The sequence below is a fragment of the Rhizobium sp. 862_C5_N1_2 genome, assembly GCF_051811205.1.
Taxonomy (GTDB): domain Bacteria; phylum Pseudomonadota; class Alphaproteobacteria; order Rhizobiales; family Rhizobiaceae; genus Rhizobium; species Rhizobium leguminosarum.
On the sequence record NZ_JBPWPT010000001.1, the window covers coordinates 3,481,422 to 3,497,612 of the forward strand.

The 16,191-nt window shown below is 61.0% G+C and carries 16 protein-coding genes and 1 pseudogene; 9 read left to right on the forward strand and 8 right to left on the reverse strand.

Features of this window, described 5'->3' with window-relative positions:
• Window positions 1-100: 100 nt before the first annotated feature.
• On the forward strand, window positions 101-898 hold the full coding sequence (cysQ, locus tag ACD590_RS17470) for a 3'(2'),5'-bisphosphate nucleotidase CysQ (RefSeq protein ID WP_028733272.1): 798 nt from the start codon (window positions 101-103) through the stop codon (window positions 896-898).
• A 645-nt stretch (window positions 899-1,543) separates the two neighbouring features.
• Entirely contained in the window at window positions 1,544-2,269 is a 726-nt protein-coding gene (locus ACD590_RS17475) for a sugar transferase (protein ID WP_018243308.1), read from the forward strand.
• A gap of 116 nt (window positions 2,270-2,385) precedes the next feature.
• Here the strand turns inward: ACD590_RS17475 and ACD590_RS17480 are convergent.
• A pseudogene (locus ACD590_RS17480) lies at window positions 2,386-3,234 on the reverse strand (LuxR C-terminal-related transcriptional regulator).
• Window positions 3,235-3,634: 400 nt separating this feature from the next.
• Here ACD590_RS17480 and sciP point away from each other — a divergent pair.
• The gene (gene sciP, locus ACD590_RS17485) at window positions 3,635-3,910 is read left to right on the forward strand and encodes a CtrA inhibitor SciP (RefSeq protein WP_007533628.1); all 276 of its coding nucleotides are present in this window, start codon (window positions 3,635-3,637) and stop codon (window positions 3,908-3,910) included.
• A gap of 23 nt (window positions 3,911-3,933) precedes the next feature.
• Here the strand turns inward: sciP and ACD590_RS17490 are convergent, their stop codons facing one another.
• On the reverse strand, window positions 3,934-4,479 hold the full coding sequence (locus ACD590_RS17490) for a paraquat-inducible protein A (protein ID WP_439003096.1): 546 nt from the start codon (window positions 4,477-4,479) through the stop codon (window positions 3,934-3,936).
• Window positions 4,480-4,534: 55 nt separating this feature from the next.
• On the opposite strand from ACD590_RS17490, the gene ACD590_RS17495 reads away from it, so the two are divergent.
• A complete protein-coding gene (locus ACD590_RS17495) occupies window positions 4,535-4,813 on the forward strand; it encodes a GNAT family N-acetyltransferase (protein WP_018446890.1) in 279 nt (92 codons plus the stop codon).
• A gap of 376 nt (window positions 4,814-5,189) precedes the next feature.
• On the opposite strand, the gene ACD590_RS17500 is transcribed toward ACD590_RS17495, so the two are convergent.
• Window positions 5,190-5,540 carry a hypothetical protein gene (locus ACD590_RS17500; protein ID WP_007630691.1) on the reverse strand — a complete coding sequence of 117 codons (351 nt, stop codon included), beginning with the start codon at window positions 5,538-5,540 and terminating at the stop codon, window positions 5,190-5,192.
• Between the two features lie 436 nt (window positions 5,541-5,976).
• On the opposite strand from ACD590_RS17500, the gene ctrA reads away from it, so the two are divergent.
• Complete coding sequence (gene ctrA / locus ACD590_RS17505) at window positions 5,977-6,678, forward strand: response regulator transcription factor CtrA (protein WP_003542362.1); 702 nt, start codon at window positions 5,977-5,979, stop codon at window positions 6,676-6,678.
• A 227-nt stretch (window positions 6,679-6,905) separates the two neighbouring features.
• Here the strand turns inward: ctrA and ACD590_RS17510 are convergent, their stop codons facing one another.
• Window positions 6,906-7,268, reverse strand: a complete 363-nt coding sequence (locus ACD590_RS17510) for a response regulator (protein ID WP_010069020.1) — start codon at window positions 7,266-7,268, stop codon at window positions 6,906-6,908.
• A gap of 120 nt (window positions 7,269-7,388) precedes the next feature.
• Window positions 7,389-8,036, reverse strand: coding sequence for a histidine phosphotransferase ChpT (chpT, locus tag ACD590_RS17515; protein WP_112904771.1), 648 nt, complete (start codon window positions 8,034-8,036; stop codon window positions 7,389-7,391).
• A gap of 194 nt (window positions 8,037-8,230) precedes the next feature.
• Here chpT and ACD590_RS17520 point away from each other — a divergent pair, with 194 nt between their 5' ends.
• Both ACD590_RS17520 and ACD590_RS17525 read left to right on the forward strand, forming a co-directional pair.
• A complete protein-coding gene (locus ACD590_RS17520; protein ID WP_028733268.1) occupies window positions 8,231-8,818 on the forward strand; it encodes a DUF1134 domain-containing protein in 588 nt (195 codons plus the stop codon).
• A 115-nt stretch (window positions 8,819-8,933) separates the two neighbouring features.
• Complete coding sequence (locus ACD590_RS17525) at window positions 8,934-10,094, forward strand: hypothetical protein (RefSeq protein ID WP_439003097.1); 1,161 nt, start codon at window positions 8,934-8,936, stop codon at window positions 10,092-10,094.
• A 77-nt stretch (window positions 10,095-10,171) separates the two neighbouring features.
• On the opposite strand, the gene ACD590_RS17530 is transcribed toward ACD590_RS17525, so the two are convergent.
• Both ACD590_RS17530 and ACD590_RS17535 read right to left on the reverse strand, forming a co-directional pair.
• On the reverse strand, window positions 10,172-10,996 hold the full coding sequence (locus tag ACD590_RS17530) for a TrmH family RNA methyltransferase (RefSeq protein ID WP_439003098.1): 825 nt from the start codon (window positions 10,994-10,996) through the stop codon (window positions 10,172-10,174).
• A 7-nt stretch (window positions 10,997-11,003) separates the two neighbouring features.
• Complete coding sequence (locus ACD590_RS17535) at window positions 11,004-11,390, reverse strand: hypothetical protein (RefSeq protein ID WP_018243316.1); 387 nt, start codon at window positions 11,388-11,390, stop codon at window positions 11,004-11,006.
• Window positions 11,391-11,432: 42 nt separating this feature from the next.
• Here ACD590_RS17535 and ACD590_RS17540 point away from each other — a divergent pair, with 42 nt between their 5' ends.
• Both ACD590_RS17540 and rpoH read left to right on the forward strand, forming a co-directional pair.
• The gene (locus ACD590_RS17540) at window positions 11,433-12,458 is read left to right on the forward strand and encodes an RluA family pseudouridine synthase (protein ID WP_018446896.1); all 1,026 of its coding nucleotides are present in this window, start codon (window positions 11,433-11,435) and stop codon (window positions 12,456-12,458) included.
• Between the two features lie 187 nt (window positions 12,459-12,645).
• The gene (rpoH, locus tag ACD590_RS17545) at window positions 12,646-13,554 is read left to right on the forward strand and encodes an RNA polymerase sigma factor RpoH (protein WP_018243318.1); all 909 of its coding nucleotides are present in this window, start codon (window positions 12,646-12,648) and stop codon (window positions 13,552-13,554) included.
• A gap of 123 nt (window positions 13,555-13,677) precedes the next feature.
• Here the strand turns inward: rpoH and ACD590_RS17550 are convergent, their stop codons facing one another.
• Complete coding sequence (locus tag ACD590_RS17550; protein ID WP_439003099.1) at window positions 13,678-16,167, reverse strand: hypothetical protein; 2,490 nt, start codon at window positions 16,165-16,167, stop codon at window positions 13,678-13,680.
• Window positions 16,168-16,191: the final 24 nt, after the last annotated feature.

Below are 16,191 nucleotides of genomic sequence, written 5' to 3' on the forward strand. Positions count from 1 at the left end.
ACGGGGAACACCATATAACTTAAGTATCTGGTTGTAATAGGGATGGTTTGCGGACGAGCGAAAACGGGGTGCTCGCCGCGTGACGAACGGCAAAAGGACAATGCTGAGGACATTTGAAAAGGCGGCACTCGAAGCCGGCAAGGCCATCATCACGGTCTTGCGCGAAGGCTTCCCCGTCGCCATGAAGGCGGATGCCAGTCCGGTCACGGTCGCCGACGAGGAGGCTGAACGCATCATCCTCGCTCATCTCGCCAGAGATTATCCCGAAATACCCGTCGTGGCGGAGGAATCGGTCGCCGCCGGAAAAGTGCCCGACATTGCCGGCCGTGGCTTCTTTCTTGTCGACCCTCTCGACGGGACCCGCGAGTTCGTCGACGGACGGCAGGAATTCACCGTCAACATCGCCTATATCGAGAACGGCGCCCCGGTGGCGGGCATCGTCTACGCGCCAGCGCTCGGACTTGCCTTCTCGGGAGAACGCGGCCACGCCGAAAGGCTTGTCGTCGCGGACGATTTCACGGTTGGCGCACGCAGCACAATCACTGTGCGCGAACAGCCTGAAGACAGGCTGGCGCTTGCAAGCCTTCGCCACAACAGCCCGGAGACCGGAAGCTTCCTCGCCGACCACGCGATCTTCAAATGCACCAATATCGGCTCCTCGCTGAAATTCTGCCTGCTGGCCGAAGGCAAGGCCGACGTCTACCCGCGTTTCACCCGCACGATGGAATGGGACACCGCGGCCGGCGATGCGGTGCTGCGCGCCGCTGGCGGTTCGACAGTGACGCTGGACGGAACGCCGCTGACCTATGGCAAGACGGGAACGGCGGCCGATTTCGACTTCGCCAACCCGAACTTCATCTCCTGGGGCGGCAGGAAACGCGTCCTCGAACCGGCGTGACCATCCTTAAGATCGTTGAATACCGGCAAGCGGCGCGATTCTCTGCATCGTAACCATGAGCTCAGACCTGTCGCGACAATCCGCGACCGGCCTCGGGCATGCGCGCCTCAACTGCGCAAGCGTCCCTCCGTAAAGCGCATCCACGATCCCCTCTCGAGCTGTGAAGTGATTCGCGTTATCGGGCCTCACTGAGCGATTCGGGCCGCAAATTCGTTGCCCTGCATCTTTTCAAGACGCTGCGCGCCATCAATCCTGCCTTGATTTTGTCACATTTCGGCACGGCTTCGACAGTGATCGATATCTTCATCAGAATAGTTTCGCCCCGTGTTCCGTTAAGAAATATGCTTAAGAGACCTGGGTCACGTGTCGAAACGGCACGTCGCCACCCCCCTGTGAAGCCCTGCCAAAGGCCTAGAAACTTTGACAAAATTCCAATTCTTAACGAAATATCATGAGCTTGCCTCAACTTAACGCACATGCGAAAGATTTGCTGCGATGCGATATTTCTCTGGACACCATTACACAATTGTCGCATTTTTCCGTTTTAGTAGGGTTACCAAGACCTGAGTGCAGCCCTGGTGACAGGGTTAACCATTGATCGCCTATTGCCGCCGCGCCCCCCTCGAAGACAACAGAGTACGATCCTTGAGCATCACGGAACTAAACAACAGCATTTCGACAGACTCCTTCCGGCCGAGCCGCCGCCAGCAGCCGAGCCTGAAGATCCAGACCCCTGTTATCCATAGCGATGCGCCACAGGCGCCGTTGGTGGATCTGGTCCTGAAGCGGGCGTTCGACATTTTTTCGTCGTTGAGCGCCCTCCTCGTCCTCGCCCCGTTCCTTCTGTTCGTCGCCCTGCTGATCAAGCTCGACAGCCCGGGACCGGTGCTCTTCAAGCAGACCCGCTGGGGCAAGAACTGCAAGGCCATCAAGGTCTACAAGTTCCGTTCCATGCGCACCGACCTCTGCGATGTCTCCGGTGTTGCCCAGACGGTGAAGAACGATCCGCGCATAACTCGCATCGGCGCCATCCTGCGCCGCACGAATGTCGATGAGTTGCCGCAGCTGCTGAACGTGTTGCTGGGCCACATGTCGGTCGTCGGCCCGCGTTGCCATGCAATCGGCATGCGCGCCGGCGGCATGCTCTACGAAGAGCTCGTACCGGAATACCATCAGCGCCATGCGATGCGCCCCGGCATGACGGGTCTTGCCCAGATGCGCGGCCTGCGCGGCCCGACCGATCGTCCGGCCAAGGCGCGCGCCCGCATCGCCAGCGATCTCTATTACGTCGGGAATTTTTCGATCGTGATGGACATGCGCATCATTTTCGGAACCGTCGTGTCGGAGCTGACCCGCGGAAAAGGCTTTTAAGCTTTAAGCTTTGTGAGAAGAGACCGGCTGCCTTGTGCATGTCGCCGAAAAGTGTGCAGCGGTTTTGCGAAACCGACATGCATAAAACAAAGACCTAAAGCGCGATGCCACGCGCTTTAGAACATCCGGCACCGGAATGCTCTGGCGACCGCCTGCATGCGGTTGGCCGAATCGAGTTTGCGCATCGCGCTCTTCAGATAACCTGCCACCGTATGCGACGAGAGATCGAGAATGATCGCGATCTCTCGTCGCTGCTCTTGCCGGCCGCCGACTACAGCGCCGCGCGTCTTTTTAGACGCGCAAAGGACGCTGTAGCACTTTGAATTGCCGCCTGATTCCTTAAGTCGATTCCGATTTAAGGAATCAGGCGGCGTCGCAGGCATTCGATTTCGCGCCGGGTGAGCGTCTCCGACGGACCGTTTCCGGGGTTGCCATTGCGCGAAACCTTGTCCAGAAGCTCCATGCAGCCGTAAAGCAGCGCCATCGCCTGCTCCCGCGTGGGCATAGGACAGTCGCCTGAGAAGGCGAAGATGTATTGTTTCAGGTCAGCGTCATGCAAGCGCGAAGGCGAAGGTATTCTTCAGCCCGTGCATCTGAAAGAGCGTGTTGAGTCTACGGTTTTCCTGATTGGCGGCGCTGCCCGCAAACGACCCCTCTTTGCAGAAGATCGGCACGATCGTCCGCTTCATCGCGGTCACCAGTCTGCTGCAATAGAAGAGATCGGCGGCCTCGTAAAAGCCGACCAGGCTTAGCGGCCAGTTGCTGATCAGCCGGTTTTCGATGAAAGCCGTACGGTCGCCGCGCGGGAAAACCGAAAGCAGATAAAAATCGAAGCCCGCAAGCTTCGCCATCTCCCCGAGCCGTTCCTTGCCGTCGTTAAACGAAGCCCCGGCGCCCACGGCCTTCGACGGCGAAAATGCAGCATCCTCAGCGCAGTCGTCGACTGCGCGCTCAGGTCTTTCCATCTTCGTATCCTCGTAAGGCCAGCATCGGCTCGGCCTCGCTGCCGGCGGCGAGAAGCTCGCGCCGGAGCATCAGCAGAGACGGATTTCTGCCCCGCATCCCGAGGACACGAAGCGTCAAAAGCGCAAACTGGACTAATGCAGCGGGAAGAGCGGAGTCGAAGTTTTGCGCTCATTCATTTGTTGCAGCACTTAGAAGATCATCCCGGGAAATCAGCTAATCTTTATTCCGCATGGCTCCCATGCAGGCGCTACAAATTGACGTAGCGGCAGGCGGCCGCCCCCAAATCCGCGGCCCGAGGGCATCTAAATTTGTTATCAAAGTCTTACGATGGGTTTAGGCAATTTTTAAATGTGGCAGGCTAGAGTGGGGTTCGTGGTCTTGCGTTGTGTAGAGAGTCCAATGACCGAAATGATACGTCCCCGAGTAAAATATGTCATCGGCCCCGATGGCAGCCCCCTGACGATCGCGGATCTTCCGCCGCCCAATACGCGGCGCTGGGTGATTCGCCGGAAGGCAGAGGTTGTCGCGGCTGTTCGCGGTGGCTTGTTGAGCTTGGAAGAGGCCTGCGAGCGTTATACGCTCACGGTCGAAGAATTCCTCTCCTGGCAGTCGTCGATCAACAGCCACGGTCTCGCCGGCCTGCGCACCACGCGCATTCAGCAATATCGTCACTGATCACTCGCCAGCATCGACGACATCTATTTCGGGCCGGACGCATCTCCCATCAGGGAATGAAGAAGGCCCGAAATCATTGACGAGGCCGCATAGCACCAGAGGCCTGGCTGCGTGAAGGCATCCGCCAGCCCCGTCGTCTTCGCCGCCGCAATGACGATCGCGACCAGCAGCACGTCCATCATCGACCACTTGGACAGATGCGGTACGACACGACGATAGAACAGGCTGCCGGCCTGACCGCCGGTGGCCGTCGCTTCTGCGGCGATCCCGATAATCTTCAGAGACGGGAGCAGGATCGAAACCAGTGCAACGATCGCCGCCAGGAGGCCATCCCCGCCTTGCCAAAGCGAGACGATGATTTCGATGAGGGACGGCGTCTCGTCGAAGAAATACAGCGTCTCGAAATGGACCAGCGGTAACACGAGGCCGAGCGCCAGGAAGAACGGCGCGGCCACGAGAAGCACGGGGCGAATCATTGAGAGCGCCTTCATTGCCCCGAACCTCGTATCGATCCGATATTTTGCATGAACACTCCGTCTTGTATCTGTCTTGCCTCCACGGCTTGGCACGACCGCGCCGCCATGTCACGGTCCGCTACGACACTATCCGTTGCGAGGAAAGACAATGAACATTCGAAACGAGGAAGGCGCCTCCGGCGGCCGGTATGCGGCCGAGGTGGAGGGGCACGAGGCCGAGATGACCTATTCGCGCACATCGCCGAAGCTCGTCATCATCGATCACACGGCCGTTCCCGATGCGTTGCGCGGCAAGGGTGTCGGCCAGGCATTGGCGCTCCACGCCGTGGAAGCAGCCCGCACCGGCGGATGGAAGATCATCCCGCTTTGCCCCTTCTTCAAGGCGCAGGCGCAACGCCATCCGGAATGGAAGGATGTCGTGAACTAGCGCATCTGCCAGAAAATCGGAATCGGTTGTCAGAAAGCACGATGCGCGGATTGAAAGAGTTAGAGCGTCCTTTGCGCGTCCGAAAGGACGCACGGCGCTCTATTGCGCGTCGCTCAAAGACAGGCTGCAGGTTTGGGGCGGCGCATAAAAAGTCATGACTCGCGTCGCGTGAATCACGCTCGATGTGACCCGCGTTGGAGGTCGCCTCTTCAATCGCCTTCGGCGTGACAGCCTCGATTTCGGCGAGAGCTGCACCGAGGCGCTGACGCCGAGAGGCGAAAACACCAAAAGCCATGTATGACGGACAGCGCGCCCGTCATACATGGCTTCTCAGCGGCGATCCCAGGCGCCGAAACCGGCGCCCACCGTTTTTCTCTTACGCCCTTGCTCGGGCGCCGCTGTCACGCTCTTCCAGCGCCGTCGCCCTTGCATATTCCGCCTGCATCTCCTCGAGCGCCATTTCCAGCGTCTCTTCCTGCGTCTTCAGTTCCTTGATCGAAACCTGCAGGTTATCGGCCCGCTGACGCGCGGCCTTGGCGAAGGTCGGATAAGCAAAGTGATTCGGGTCGGAAATACCGGACTTCTTTTCCTCGACGACGATCTGGCTCTCCAGATCCTTCGTCATCCGTTCGAATTCAGACATCATCATTTGCAATTGCTGCAACTGACGTCGTTTTTCGTTCACCTGAAATTCCTTCAGGCGAACGAGACTTTCTCGCGACTTCATACGCATTACTCCCGTGATGCGAGACCCCGGCTCAACTTGAAACCGCCCTGCGCGCCGCTTTGACACGGTTTGCTAAAAAATTTCCTGCGATATTAACAAATACCTACCGCTGGTAACCTTTCGTTTACGGGCATCGTTAATGATAGGCCCTATGATTTAAGGGTCGGTAAATGCCACGGCATGAAGTTCGAACCTTTTCATTGGCGAGTCGGATGAATCACTTAGCGCTGTTTCCTAATGTTAAAGTTGAGGAACGCCTTTTTGAGATTCCTATTGGAAAACAGAGAAATGGAAAAATTATTTAATAAATTCGATACTCCTTGCCAGAGTGAATTAGAATTTGTTAACCATTTCGTGGCAGCTTCCAAATCACGTAGCGTGTTCGGTATCGTGTAGGGGGCCAGACCACCTTTCGGCGGCGGTAAAGGGGATAATTATGCGGGTACTTCTAATCGAGGATGACAGCGCGACGGCGCAGAGCATCGAGTTGATGCTGAAATCAGAGAGTTTTAATGTTTATACCACCGATCTCGGTGAAGAAGGCGTTGATCTGGGCAAGCTGTATGATTATGACATCATCCTTCTCGATCTGAACCTGCCCGACATGTCCGGATATGAAGTGCTTCGCACTCTCCGGTTGTCCAAGGTCAAGACGCCGATCCTCATCCTGTCGGGCATGGCCGGCATCGAAGACAAGGTTCGTGGCCTCGGCTTCGGCGCCGACGACTACATGACCAAGCCGTTCCACAAGGACGAGCTCGTCGCTCGCATCCACGCCATCGTCCGCCGCTCCAAGGGCCATGCCCAGTCGGTCATCATGACCGGCGAGTTGATCGTCAACCTCGACGCCAAGACTGTCGAAGTCGGCGGCCAGCGCGTCCACCTGACGGGCAAGGAATATCAGATGCTGGAGCTGCTTTCGCTCCGCAAGGGCACCACCCTCACCAAGGAAATGTTCCTGAACCACCTTTACGGCGGCATGGACGAGCCGGAACTGAAGATCATCGACGTCTTCATCTGCAAGCTCCGCAAGAAGCTCGCCAACGCTGCCGGCGGCGCCAACTATATCGAGACCGTCTGGGGCCGTGGTTACGTTCTTCGCGAACCGGATGGGGCCGAATACGCAGAAACCGCCTGATTTTTTCCGATCCCCCTTATCGGATAAACGAAGATCCCGCCTTTCCGGCGGGATTTTTCGTTTCTGCCCTGGGCAAATAAGAAGCCACCCTGACGGAAGATTTCAGGCTGGATAGGCCTGATCCTCCGTGTCTCGTTTAAGAAAAAATAGGACGTGGCGACGGCCGAACGCACTTGCACTTTCGGCATGATGCTCGAGGGACAACCGATATGAGCGGAAGATCTGCGTCAGGCGGCGATCGCGCGGTTTCCGAAAACCGCGGTCAGGATCTTGCGATCGAACGGCTTCAGCAGGAAGTCGGTCGCACCGGCCCGTTTGCCCGCCATCAGCTTCTTCAGATCCGCCTCGACGACGCAGTAATAGATCTTGACCTCTTTGCCGCCGTCCATTGCGCGGATGGCGGCGATGAGATCGAGGGCGCCTTCCATGCCGGAATCGACGATCAGATATTCCGGCAGCTCCGCCTGGCAGCGCTGCAGCGCCTCGCCGGCATTGGAGGCTTCGCTGACGAGAAAATCGAGTTCGGAGAGAATGCGCTTGCCGACCTTGCGGACGATGTCCGAATTATCGGTGATCATGAACCTTTGCATGGCCGCTCCTTTGCCCCCGCATTCGTCGCAGCAAGAGGCCTCTTACAACCCTGGAGAATAGGTTCATCAGGCTAACGAATCGTTACCGGACGGGCGCCGACACGCGTCCGCGCTCCGAAATCAGGCCACCGCGGCCACTGCCGTGAACACCAGTTCGTCTGCGCTGGCGCTGTGATCGAGCGTCATTCCGCACTCTTGCGCCAGAAGTACTGTGTAATAGGGCTGGATCGAATGGGCGTCGATCGCCTCCTCGATGTTGCCGGTCGATATCTCGACGAATTTCGGCGGCAAGCGCATCAGTTTGCCTTTGGCCGTGAGCTTGAACCTGGCATCGAATTCGGGATTTTCGAGCGTTACCTCGAGTACACCGCCGCGCGGAATGGCAGAATAGGCAACGAGGAAGAGGTTGAGCAGCAGCTTGACACGATTCTTGGCGACGATGGCGCGCGGTCCGTTCCAGATCACCTCGGTCTTCTTCTCGGCGACGGCAAAATCCTTGGCAGCGCGTTCGGCCTCGCCCGTGTCGATCGAGGCGCCGACGGAGCCCGACGCACCAAAGGCGAGGCGTGCGAATTTCAGGCGGACGGACGCGTTGAGGGCGCTGGTGCGGATCAGGTCCATCGCATCGGAATCGGCGCCGCCCTCGTCCAGCAGTTCCAGCCCGTTATTGATCGCGCCGACGGGCGAGATGACATCGTGGCAAACGCGGCTGCAAAGAAGCGCGGCCAGATCCGGGCCGGACAGGGTGAGATTGGGGTTCTTGGACATCATCGTCTCCTGAGGGGCGGCAATTTCATTGCGCCCGGAATATACTTCATCAAAATTGCGCGAAGTTTGCGATCGTACTCGATGCCATAATGACACCATATTTGGTAAACCGATTGTTAAGATCATCGGCGCAAAATGCACCAATCGCCGCGAGCGGTTGCCCGCTCCTAGCCAAACGACGAACGGATGACACAATGCGCCCTCGATTTCCGCACCGATTCATCGGCTTCTGCAGGTTGCTTTCGGCCCTCGTCTTCTCCTCGCTGATGGTTGCCGCACCGGCCGCTGCCCAGGACAACGGCCAGTACACGATGCAGGAAATCGTTGACGCCGGCCACTCCTTCTTCGGTTCCGCCAGCGGCGGACTTGCCAAGGTCGTCGAGAGTGCCTTCCAGAAATACGGCCTGCCGAACGGCTATATCCTCGGACAAGAAGGCGGCGGCGCCTTCATCGCCGGCCTTACCTATGGCGAAGGCCAGCTGAACACCAAGAACGCTGGCGAACATAATCTCTACTGGCAGGGACCCTCGCTCGGCCTCGATTACGGCGGCCAGGGCTCGCGCGTGATGATGCTGGTCTACGACCTGCCCTCCATCAACGGCATCTATGCCCGCTTCGGCGGCGTCAGCGGCTCGGCCTATGTCATCGCCGGCTTCGGCATGACGCTGCTCAAGAACAACGATGTGCTGGTCGTGCCGATCCGCACCGGCGTCGGTGCCCGCCTCGGCGTCAACGTCGGCTATCTCAAGATCACCCAGGCGCCGACCTGGAACCCCTTCTGAGGCCGCAAAGCCGCCGGAATCTGCCGCCGTCCCCACCGGCGGCCTTGCCATGGGCGTCATGCCTGCTTAATCATCGCGGCTGACCCGTATCAACCTTCTTACCGATGGCCGCGCCGTGATCGAATATGCTCTTTTGTTCGGATTGGGCTTCCTGACCGCGGCCTTCCTCGTCTTTCTGGTCTCGCCGGCCGTTCACCGCCGTATTGTCTGGTATACAGAGAACCGGCTGAAAGCGACGATGCCGCTGAGCCCACAAGAGGTTCGCGCCCAGAAAGACATGGTGCGCGCGCTTTATGCCGCCGAAAATGCCCGCACCACCCAGGACCTTCTGCGTGAGCGCGAGAAATCCCTGTCGTTCCAGCTTCGCCACGACGCCCTCGCCGTCGACGCCGGCAGGCTCGCCGCCGAGATCGGCGATTTGCAGGCGCAGATCGGCGAGATGCATGTCGAAGCAGCCGACCAACGCTCGCATCTGCGCAAGGACGAGAACTATATCAGCCAGTTGAAGACCAACCTGCATATTGCCGAGCAGTCCGCTGCCAACAAGGAAAGCGAACTGGCGACGATGCGGACGCGCCTGAGCAAGCTCGGTGAACAGGCCGATGGGCTGAGGATCGACCTGGCCGCGCGCGAGACCGAGGCGGAGAGCCTGAAATTCCGTGTCAACGCGCTGCGCGACGAACGCGACACGCTGCGCCAGGACGTCAGCCTGCTGCAGAAGCGCGCCAAGGATGCCGAACAGAAACTGACGCAGCAGCAGCATATGGTAATCCGTCTGGAGGATAAGGCCGCGCGCGAGAGCGCTTCCGCCACCGAAAAGGAAACCCTGGTCGCGCGCCGCCAGCAGGAGATCACCAAGTTGAAGGAGCAGTTGAAGGCCGCCAACGCCGAAATCCGCAAGGTCAACCGGGTGCTGCGCGACGCCGGCCTTGCCGGGATGGTGGCGGACCTGCCGGCGGAAATGCCGGCCGAAGACACGGTCGCATCCGCGCTCGACACCGCCGTCGTCACGTCTGAGATCGGCGAAGATGTCCGCACGCGCAGTGCCGCCCTTGCCGAGCGGCTGGAAAAGGCAAAGGCCTCAACCGGGCGCGATGGCGCGATCCGCGAGGAGATCGCCTCGATCGCCGCCAATATGGTGGCGCTGACCGCACTTAACGAAGGTCCCTCCTCACCGATCCGCACACTGCTGTTGGATGCTGCGGAAAGGAATCCGAACGATCGCGTCAGCCTTGCCGACAGGGCGGCCGCGATCATCGCCGATCGCGCGCGCTGACGCCTTAGCGCGGCGCGCCATCATTTTTGAATTGGCGCAGAACCCTGAAAATCGATTTCGATTTGAGAAGGCATGCGTTAGATCCGGCCCATCGCCGAGGCCATGGAAAACAGTGCGATCCCCGTTGCCGTCGCGGCGTTGAGGCTGTCGAGTTCCTCCGACTGCGGAATGCGCGCGCTCTGGAACCGCGCAAGCAGCGCCTCCGGCAACCCCTCGCCTTCGGTGCCGACGACGAGCGCCATACGCGTCGAGGCCGGAATGGCGCGGATATCGGTCTTACCGTGCGGCGAAAGCGTCCAGATGGCAAAGTCCCGTTCGGCAAGCGCCAGAAGCACATCCAGCGCCTCGCCGCCGCGACGGTGCGCAACGCCCAGCACCGAACCGACCGAGACACGCAGCGCCTTGCGGTAGAGTGGATCACAGGAGGTTTCGTCGAGCAGCACCGCATCGGCCCGGAAGGCAGCCGCATTGCGAAACATCGAGCCGGCATTGTCGTGATTGGAAATGCCGCAACCGACGAGCACCAGCGCCTGCTCCGGCAGCGCGTCGAGAAGGGCAGATTCCCCGCGATCCTCCCGCCGGCCGAGCGCGAGAACGCCGCGATGCAGATGGAAACCGACGACGCCGTCGAGCACATCAGCCCCGGCGACATAGACCGGCACATCGGCCGGAAACCGCTCCAGGATGGGCCGGACGCCCTCGACGCGGTTGCGCAGCAGCAGGATCTTCTCGGCGATAAAGCCGCGGCCGGCCGCATGTGCCTCGGCGAGCATGCGCAGCACGACGGTGCCTTCGGCAATGAAGCGGTTCTCTCGGCCGGTCAGGTCGCGCTCGCGAATATCGCGGAATTCGGCGACGCGCGGATCGTCGGCGCTGTCGATGTCGATCGGGACGGCGGCCATGCCGGCCTCAATTGCCCGCGACGGTGACGTCGGCGACGGTGCGGCCGGTCCTGAGATCGTAGACCAGCGCCTTGCTCTTGCCCTCGACCGTTTCGCCGTAGAACAGGATCTGCCCGGCCGAAAACGATGTGGACTGCACCTTGAAGCCAAGCGGCAGGGAAACGGTTGCCGCAAGCGGCGCATCCGAAGGCACGCCGGAGGCGGCAACAGTGGACGCCGTCTCCTTCGGCTCGCTGTGCATCGCCTTGTAGACAACCGCGCCGAAGACCGCCATAAGGCTCACGAACATGATGGCGCCGGAAACGATCTGCAGGCGGACCATCTTGCGCCGGACACTTTCCATCGCCGGATCAAGGGGCTTCTCTTCCTGGTCGTCTGGCTCGATTGCTGTCATCTGTGCGTCCCGTTCTAAAAAATACGTCGGAGAAGAAGCGTCTTGAGCGACCCCTTTAAACAAGCCGCCGGCAATAGAAAAGTCCTGACCGCCGATGAAAGCGCCGAAGGCCGGCTCGACGCCTGGCTGACGGCGCAGGTCGGCGAGGAATTTTCGCGCAGCCGCATCAAGACGCTGATCAAGGATGGCCAGGTTTTTCTGCGCGGCCAACCCGTCACCGACCCGCAACGCAAGGTGCGCACCGGCGATAGTTTCGAGATCACGCTGCCCGAGCCGGAAGACCCGACGCCGCAGGGCGAGGACATCCCGCTTGATATCCTCCATGAGGACGACGACGTCATCGTCATTTCCAAGCCTTCCGGCCTCGTCGTCCATCCCGGCCCCGGCAACTGGACGGGGACGCTGGTCAACGCGCTGATCCACCATTGCAGCGACACGCTCTCCGGCATCGGCGGTGTGCGCCGCCCCGGCATCGTCCACCGCCTCGACAAGGACACGACAGGCGTCATGGTCGTCGCCAAGAACGACATTGCCCATCGCCACCTCTCGCTGCAATTTGCCGACCACGGCCGCACCATGCCGCTGGAGCGGGCCTACCAGGCAGTCGTCTGGGGCCGGCCCCGCACGCTGTCTGGCACAGTCGACGCGCCGCTTGGCCGCGCCACCGGCGACCGCACGCGCCGCGCCGTCAAACGTCCTGACAGTCAGGACGCCGACGAGGCGATCACGCATTACCAGGTGATCGAGCGCTTCCATGAGAAGCCGGACGCGACCGCGTTCGCCTCGCTGGTCGAGTGCCGCCTCGAAACCGGCCGCACCCACCAGATCCGTGTCCACATGGCCCATATCGGCCATCCGCTGCTCGGCGATACGGTTTACGGCGCCGGCTTCAAGACCAAGGCCAATCTTCTGCCCGAAGAGATCCGCAAGGTTGTCAACGGTTTCGGCCGCCAGGCGCTGCATGCCTTCATGCTGCAATTCGAGCATCCCCGCACCGGCGAAATCATGCATTTCGAGGTGCCGCTGCCGGATGATATGGTCGAATTGGTCGAGGCGCTGCGGCGATAAAGGCGGCTCTGAATGCCGGCCTTCCAACTCACAGCTGCGTGAGCGGCACCTTGAACCGCCGTTTCGCCACACTTATCTGTATATTGACTTAGTGCGGGCTCGGAGAGAGCCGCACGTCCCGGTTTGCCTTTTTAACGCGAGGACGCGTTTCCATCGGGAACCGGAATTCACTTTAGGAGGGTGCACTATGGCCCGAAATACCTTGCCGTCCATTACCGCCGGTGAAGCCGGTCTCAATCGTTACCTCGACGAAATCCGCAAGTTCCCGATGCTGGAGCCGCAGCAGGAATACATGCTCGCCAAGCGTTATGCCGAGCATGGTGACCGGGACGCCGCCCACAAGCTCGTTACCAGCCATCTTCGCCTTGTCGCGAAGATCGCAATGGGTTATCGCGGCTACGGCCTGCCGATCGGCGAAGTCGTCTCCGAGGGCAATGTCGGCCTGATGCAGGCCGTCAAGAAATTCGATGCCGAGCGCGGCTTCCGCCTCGCCACCTATGCCATGTGGTGGATCAAGGCCTCGATCCAGGAATATATCCTGCGCTCGTGGTCGCTGGTGAAGATGGGCACGACCGCCAACCAGAAGCGGCTGTTCTTCAACCTGCGCCGGCTGAAGGGCCGCATCCAGGCAATCGATGACGGCGACCTGAAGCCGGAGCACGTCTCGGAAATTGCCACCAAGCTGAACGTCTCGGAGGAGGAGGTCATTTCGATGAACCGCCGCCTCTCCGGCGACGCCTCGCTGAACGCACCGATCAAGGCAGCCGAAGGTGACAGCGGCCAATGGCAGGATTGGCTGGTGGACGACCATGACAGCCAGGAAGACGTGCTGATCGAACAGGATGAGCTCGACACCCGCCGGCGCATGCTGGCGAAAGCGATGAGCGTGCTGAACGAGCGCGAACGCCGCATCTTCGAGGCTCGCCGTCTCGCCGAGGATCCAGTGACCCTGGAAGACCTTTCGACCGAATTCGACATCAGCCGCGAACGCGTGCGCCAGATCGAGGTCCGCGCCTTCGAAAAGGTGCAGGACGCGGTCCGCAAGGAAGCCCTGGAACGCGCCAAGGCCGTCCGCGTCGTCGAAGCCACGGCATAAGCCTGCCGCGCGATACAATTGAAGAAGGCGGGTCCCTTGCGGCCCGCCTTTTCATTTTCATTCACTTTTTTACCGCAGTCTCAGCGCTACCCCAAAGGTCCGGCGGCGTTGCTGAAGAAACCCTCACTGGCTCGTCGACACATCCCCGAGCGCGGTCCATTCCTTGATCGCGGTATTGAAGGCGTCCGTTCCCGTACCGCCCTTTTCCATCGTCAGCAGCGCGCGGCGGCCGTTGCGGTAGGTGATCGGAATATCGATCCAGTTACGGGTCGACATCAGGTCGAGATTGGCCTTGCGCGCATCAGGGTAATCGTTGAGCGCGATCATATGGAAATCGTCGGTGATCTTGGCCGGAACCGCGATCAGCGCGTCGCCGCGGTCCTGCTCCGTGCGCTTCATCGAGATGCGCTGGACGCTGTCGATGCTGCCGCCTTCGAAATTCGGCGGCACCGAGAATACGATCTCGACGAGATGGCTTGCCGGCAGCGACGGATCGGAATTGCGCTTGAAGGTGACGAGAGCCGAAAGATTGCGTTCGGGAACGGTGACGTTGCCCTGTACCGTCGCCTCCTGCCGGCCATCCTGGCCGGCCTCGTGCTGCACGCTCCAGACGACCGATCCCTCGATCGCCGTCGGCGAACTCTGACCGATGCGCTCCTCATAGAGGAACATCTTTTCCGACGAACCGACGGGTGGGGTCTGTTGCGGCGATGCCACCGGGCCGTTTGGCGTCGGCGTTTCGGCGGGTGCCACATCGCCCTGCGCGCTGGCAGGCGGCGTATCTGCTGCCGCGACATTCTGTTCGGCGACCGATTTTCCTTCCGCAGTCGGTGTTCCCGGCACAGTCGCCGGTCCACTGTCGACCTCGGTCCCATCGGTCAGCAGCCGTTGGGTGAATTTCGAATTGGCCGCAGCGCCGTCATTGTTCATTGACGCTACCTGCGGGTTCGGCTGCGCCGGCGTCGCTGGGGTATTCTGCGCTCCTGGTGTGGTCGGCTGGGCCGGCGTCACCGCGCCCGGCTGGGCAGGCGTCGCCGAGCTAGCCGGCGGTGTTGCCGCCTCGTTCTTGGTCGCCTGCGACGGTGCCGAGCTGACGAGCCCGTCGACCATCGCCACCAGCGCCTCTCTGTTCATCCAGCCGGCATAGGCGCCGCCACCAATCAGGATGAGTGCGAAGATGAGCGTGATCACGGTACCGATGCCGAAGCGGCGACGCTTCGGCTCCATACGGAAACTCTTGCCCTGCAGCTTGGAGGCAACGATCTGATCGATATCCATGGACGGATTGGCGTCATCGTCATCAGCGGCGACCGAGCCGCGGCGGTCGTAGCCGCGCAGCGCCTTCGCCTCGCGCCAGTCTTCGCTCGGCGCGCCGCTAGCAGCCGCGGGCTTGCCGTTGTGCACTTCCGCGAAGATATCGACATCGTCGAAATGAGAGGCAACCGGCGCCTTTTTATTGCTGCCGGCCTCGATCGGCGGCAGATCGTCGAAGGCGGCTGTCTCCCAGGAGAAACTTTCCTTGGCGGCCGGCATGACGGCCGCGGGGGCCGCATTTTCGAGGCTCGATATCACCTCTTCGAAGGCGCGCGCCGAGGCATCCGCGGTGACCGGCGCCGCCTGCGAATATTGCCTGAGTTCCTCTTCCGCCCATTCGGTCTCCGCATCCTTGGGCGGCGGAGCCGGCGTTTGGGCAACGGGCTCGGCCCAGACCGGGTCGAAATGCGCCGCAGCATCGGCCTGCAACGGCTCCTCGCGGCTGTGCTCGACGAATTCCTGCTGACGATCGAAATCGGCGACCGGCTCCACCAGCCGGTTGGATGCATGGTCTATGCCGCGGGTGATCGGCGGCAACGGCTCGACGGGCTCGTAAGCCTCCTCGGCCGCCGGCTCCTCGTTGTCCACCGCCGCCGGCTCGGCCGCGATCTCGTCGGCTTCCAGGGGATGCTGCTCGTCGGCACGGTCTTCGTCGGCTTGCTCGCTGCGATGCGCGGCAGGCGGCTCCCAGCCGTCATGTTCGGCCGACACCTCTTCGGCAGCGACGTCGCGCGCCTCGCTAGCATGCCATTCCTCGGCTGGCGCTTCCTCTTCATGCGAGGGATGCCAATATGTCTCGGCGGGACCGGATGTCTCCGGCGAAACCGCTGTCTCGGCGGGAACAGGTTCTTCCGCGGAAAGGGGCTCCTCGGCAGCGACCTCTTCCTCAGCGTCCTCTGGCGCGGCGGCTTCCACGTGATCGGGCTCGTCGGCGACCTCGGCCGCCTGCGGTTCCGGATAGGCTTCGTCAACCGGCTCCTCGACAGCCGTCTCCGGCGCAGGCGCCGGTTCGCTTTCGTCGTGAAGCGTTTGCTCTTCCGCGGATTCCAGCGCGGCGACGGCGGCGACCGGCTCATCAAGCGGCAGCGCCTCGGAGTGTTCGCCTTCCACCTCGCGGATGGCGGCCTCGAGCTTTTCGAGCTGGCGTTGCAGCATGGCTTCCGGCGGACGCGGCTTCATATTCTCGAGCTGCCGCTGCACTGCGCCGCGGGCACGTTCGTAGACTTTCACCCGCATCTCGGGGGTATTTTCAGCCAAGCCGTCAACGGCCCGCCGAATGACTGCAATAAAATCCGCCATCAGTACTTTCTCAAGAAGTCCGGT

Excerpts from the sequence above, each read along its gene's own strand:
- cysQ (WP_028733272.1), top strand. The coding sequence starts at position 101 with ATGCTGAGGACATTTGAAAAGGCGGCACTCGAAGCCGGCAAGGCCATC.
- sciP (WP_007533628.1), top strand. The coding sequence starts at position 3,635 with ATGACCGAAATGATACGTCCCCGAGTAAAATATGTCATCGGCCCCGAT.
- ACD590_RS17495 (WP_018446890.1), top strand. The coding sequence starts at position 4,535 with ATGAACATTCGAAACGAGGAAGGCGCCTCCGGCGGCCGGTATGCGGCC.
- ACD590_RS17500 (WP_007630691.1), bottom strand. The coding sequence starts at position 5,540 with ATGAAGTCGCGAGAAAGTCTCGTTCGCCTGAAGGAATTTCAGGTGAAC.
- ctrA (WP_003542362.1), top strand. The coding sequence starts at position 5,977 with ATGCGGGTACTTCTAATCGAGGATGACAGCGCGACGGCGCAGAGCATC.
- ACD590_RS17510 (WP_010069020.1), bottom strand. The coding sequence starts at position 7,268 with ATGCAAAGGTTCATGATCACCGATAATTCGGACATCGTCCGCAAGGTC.
- chpT (WP_112904771.1), bottom strand. The coding sequence starts at position 8,036 with ATGTCCAAGAACCCCAATCTCACCCTGTCCGGCCCGGATCTGGCCGCG.
- ACD590_RS17520 (WP_028733268.1), top strand. The coding sequence starts at position 8,231 with ATGCGCCCTCGATTTCCGCACCGATTCATCGGCTTCTGCAGGTTGCTT.
- ACD590_RS17530 (WP_439003098.1), bottom strand. The coding sequence starts at position 10,996 with ATGGCCGCCGTCCCGATCGACATCGACAGCGCCGACGATCCGCGCGTC.
- ACD590_RS17535 (WP_018243316.1), bottom strand. The coding sequence starts at position 11,390 with ATGACAGCAATCGAGCCAGACGACCAGGAAGAGAAGCCCCTTGATCCG.
- rpoH (WP_018243318.1), top strand. The coding sequence starts at position 12,646 with ATGGCCCGAAATACCTTGCCGTCCATTACCGCCGGTGAAGCCGGTCTC.
- ACD590_RS17550 (WP_439003099.1), bottom strand. The coding sequence starts at position 16,167 with ATGGCGGATTTTATTGCAGTCATTCGGCGGGCCGTTGACGGCTTGGCT.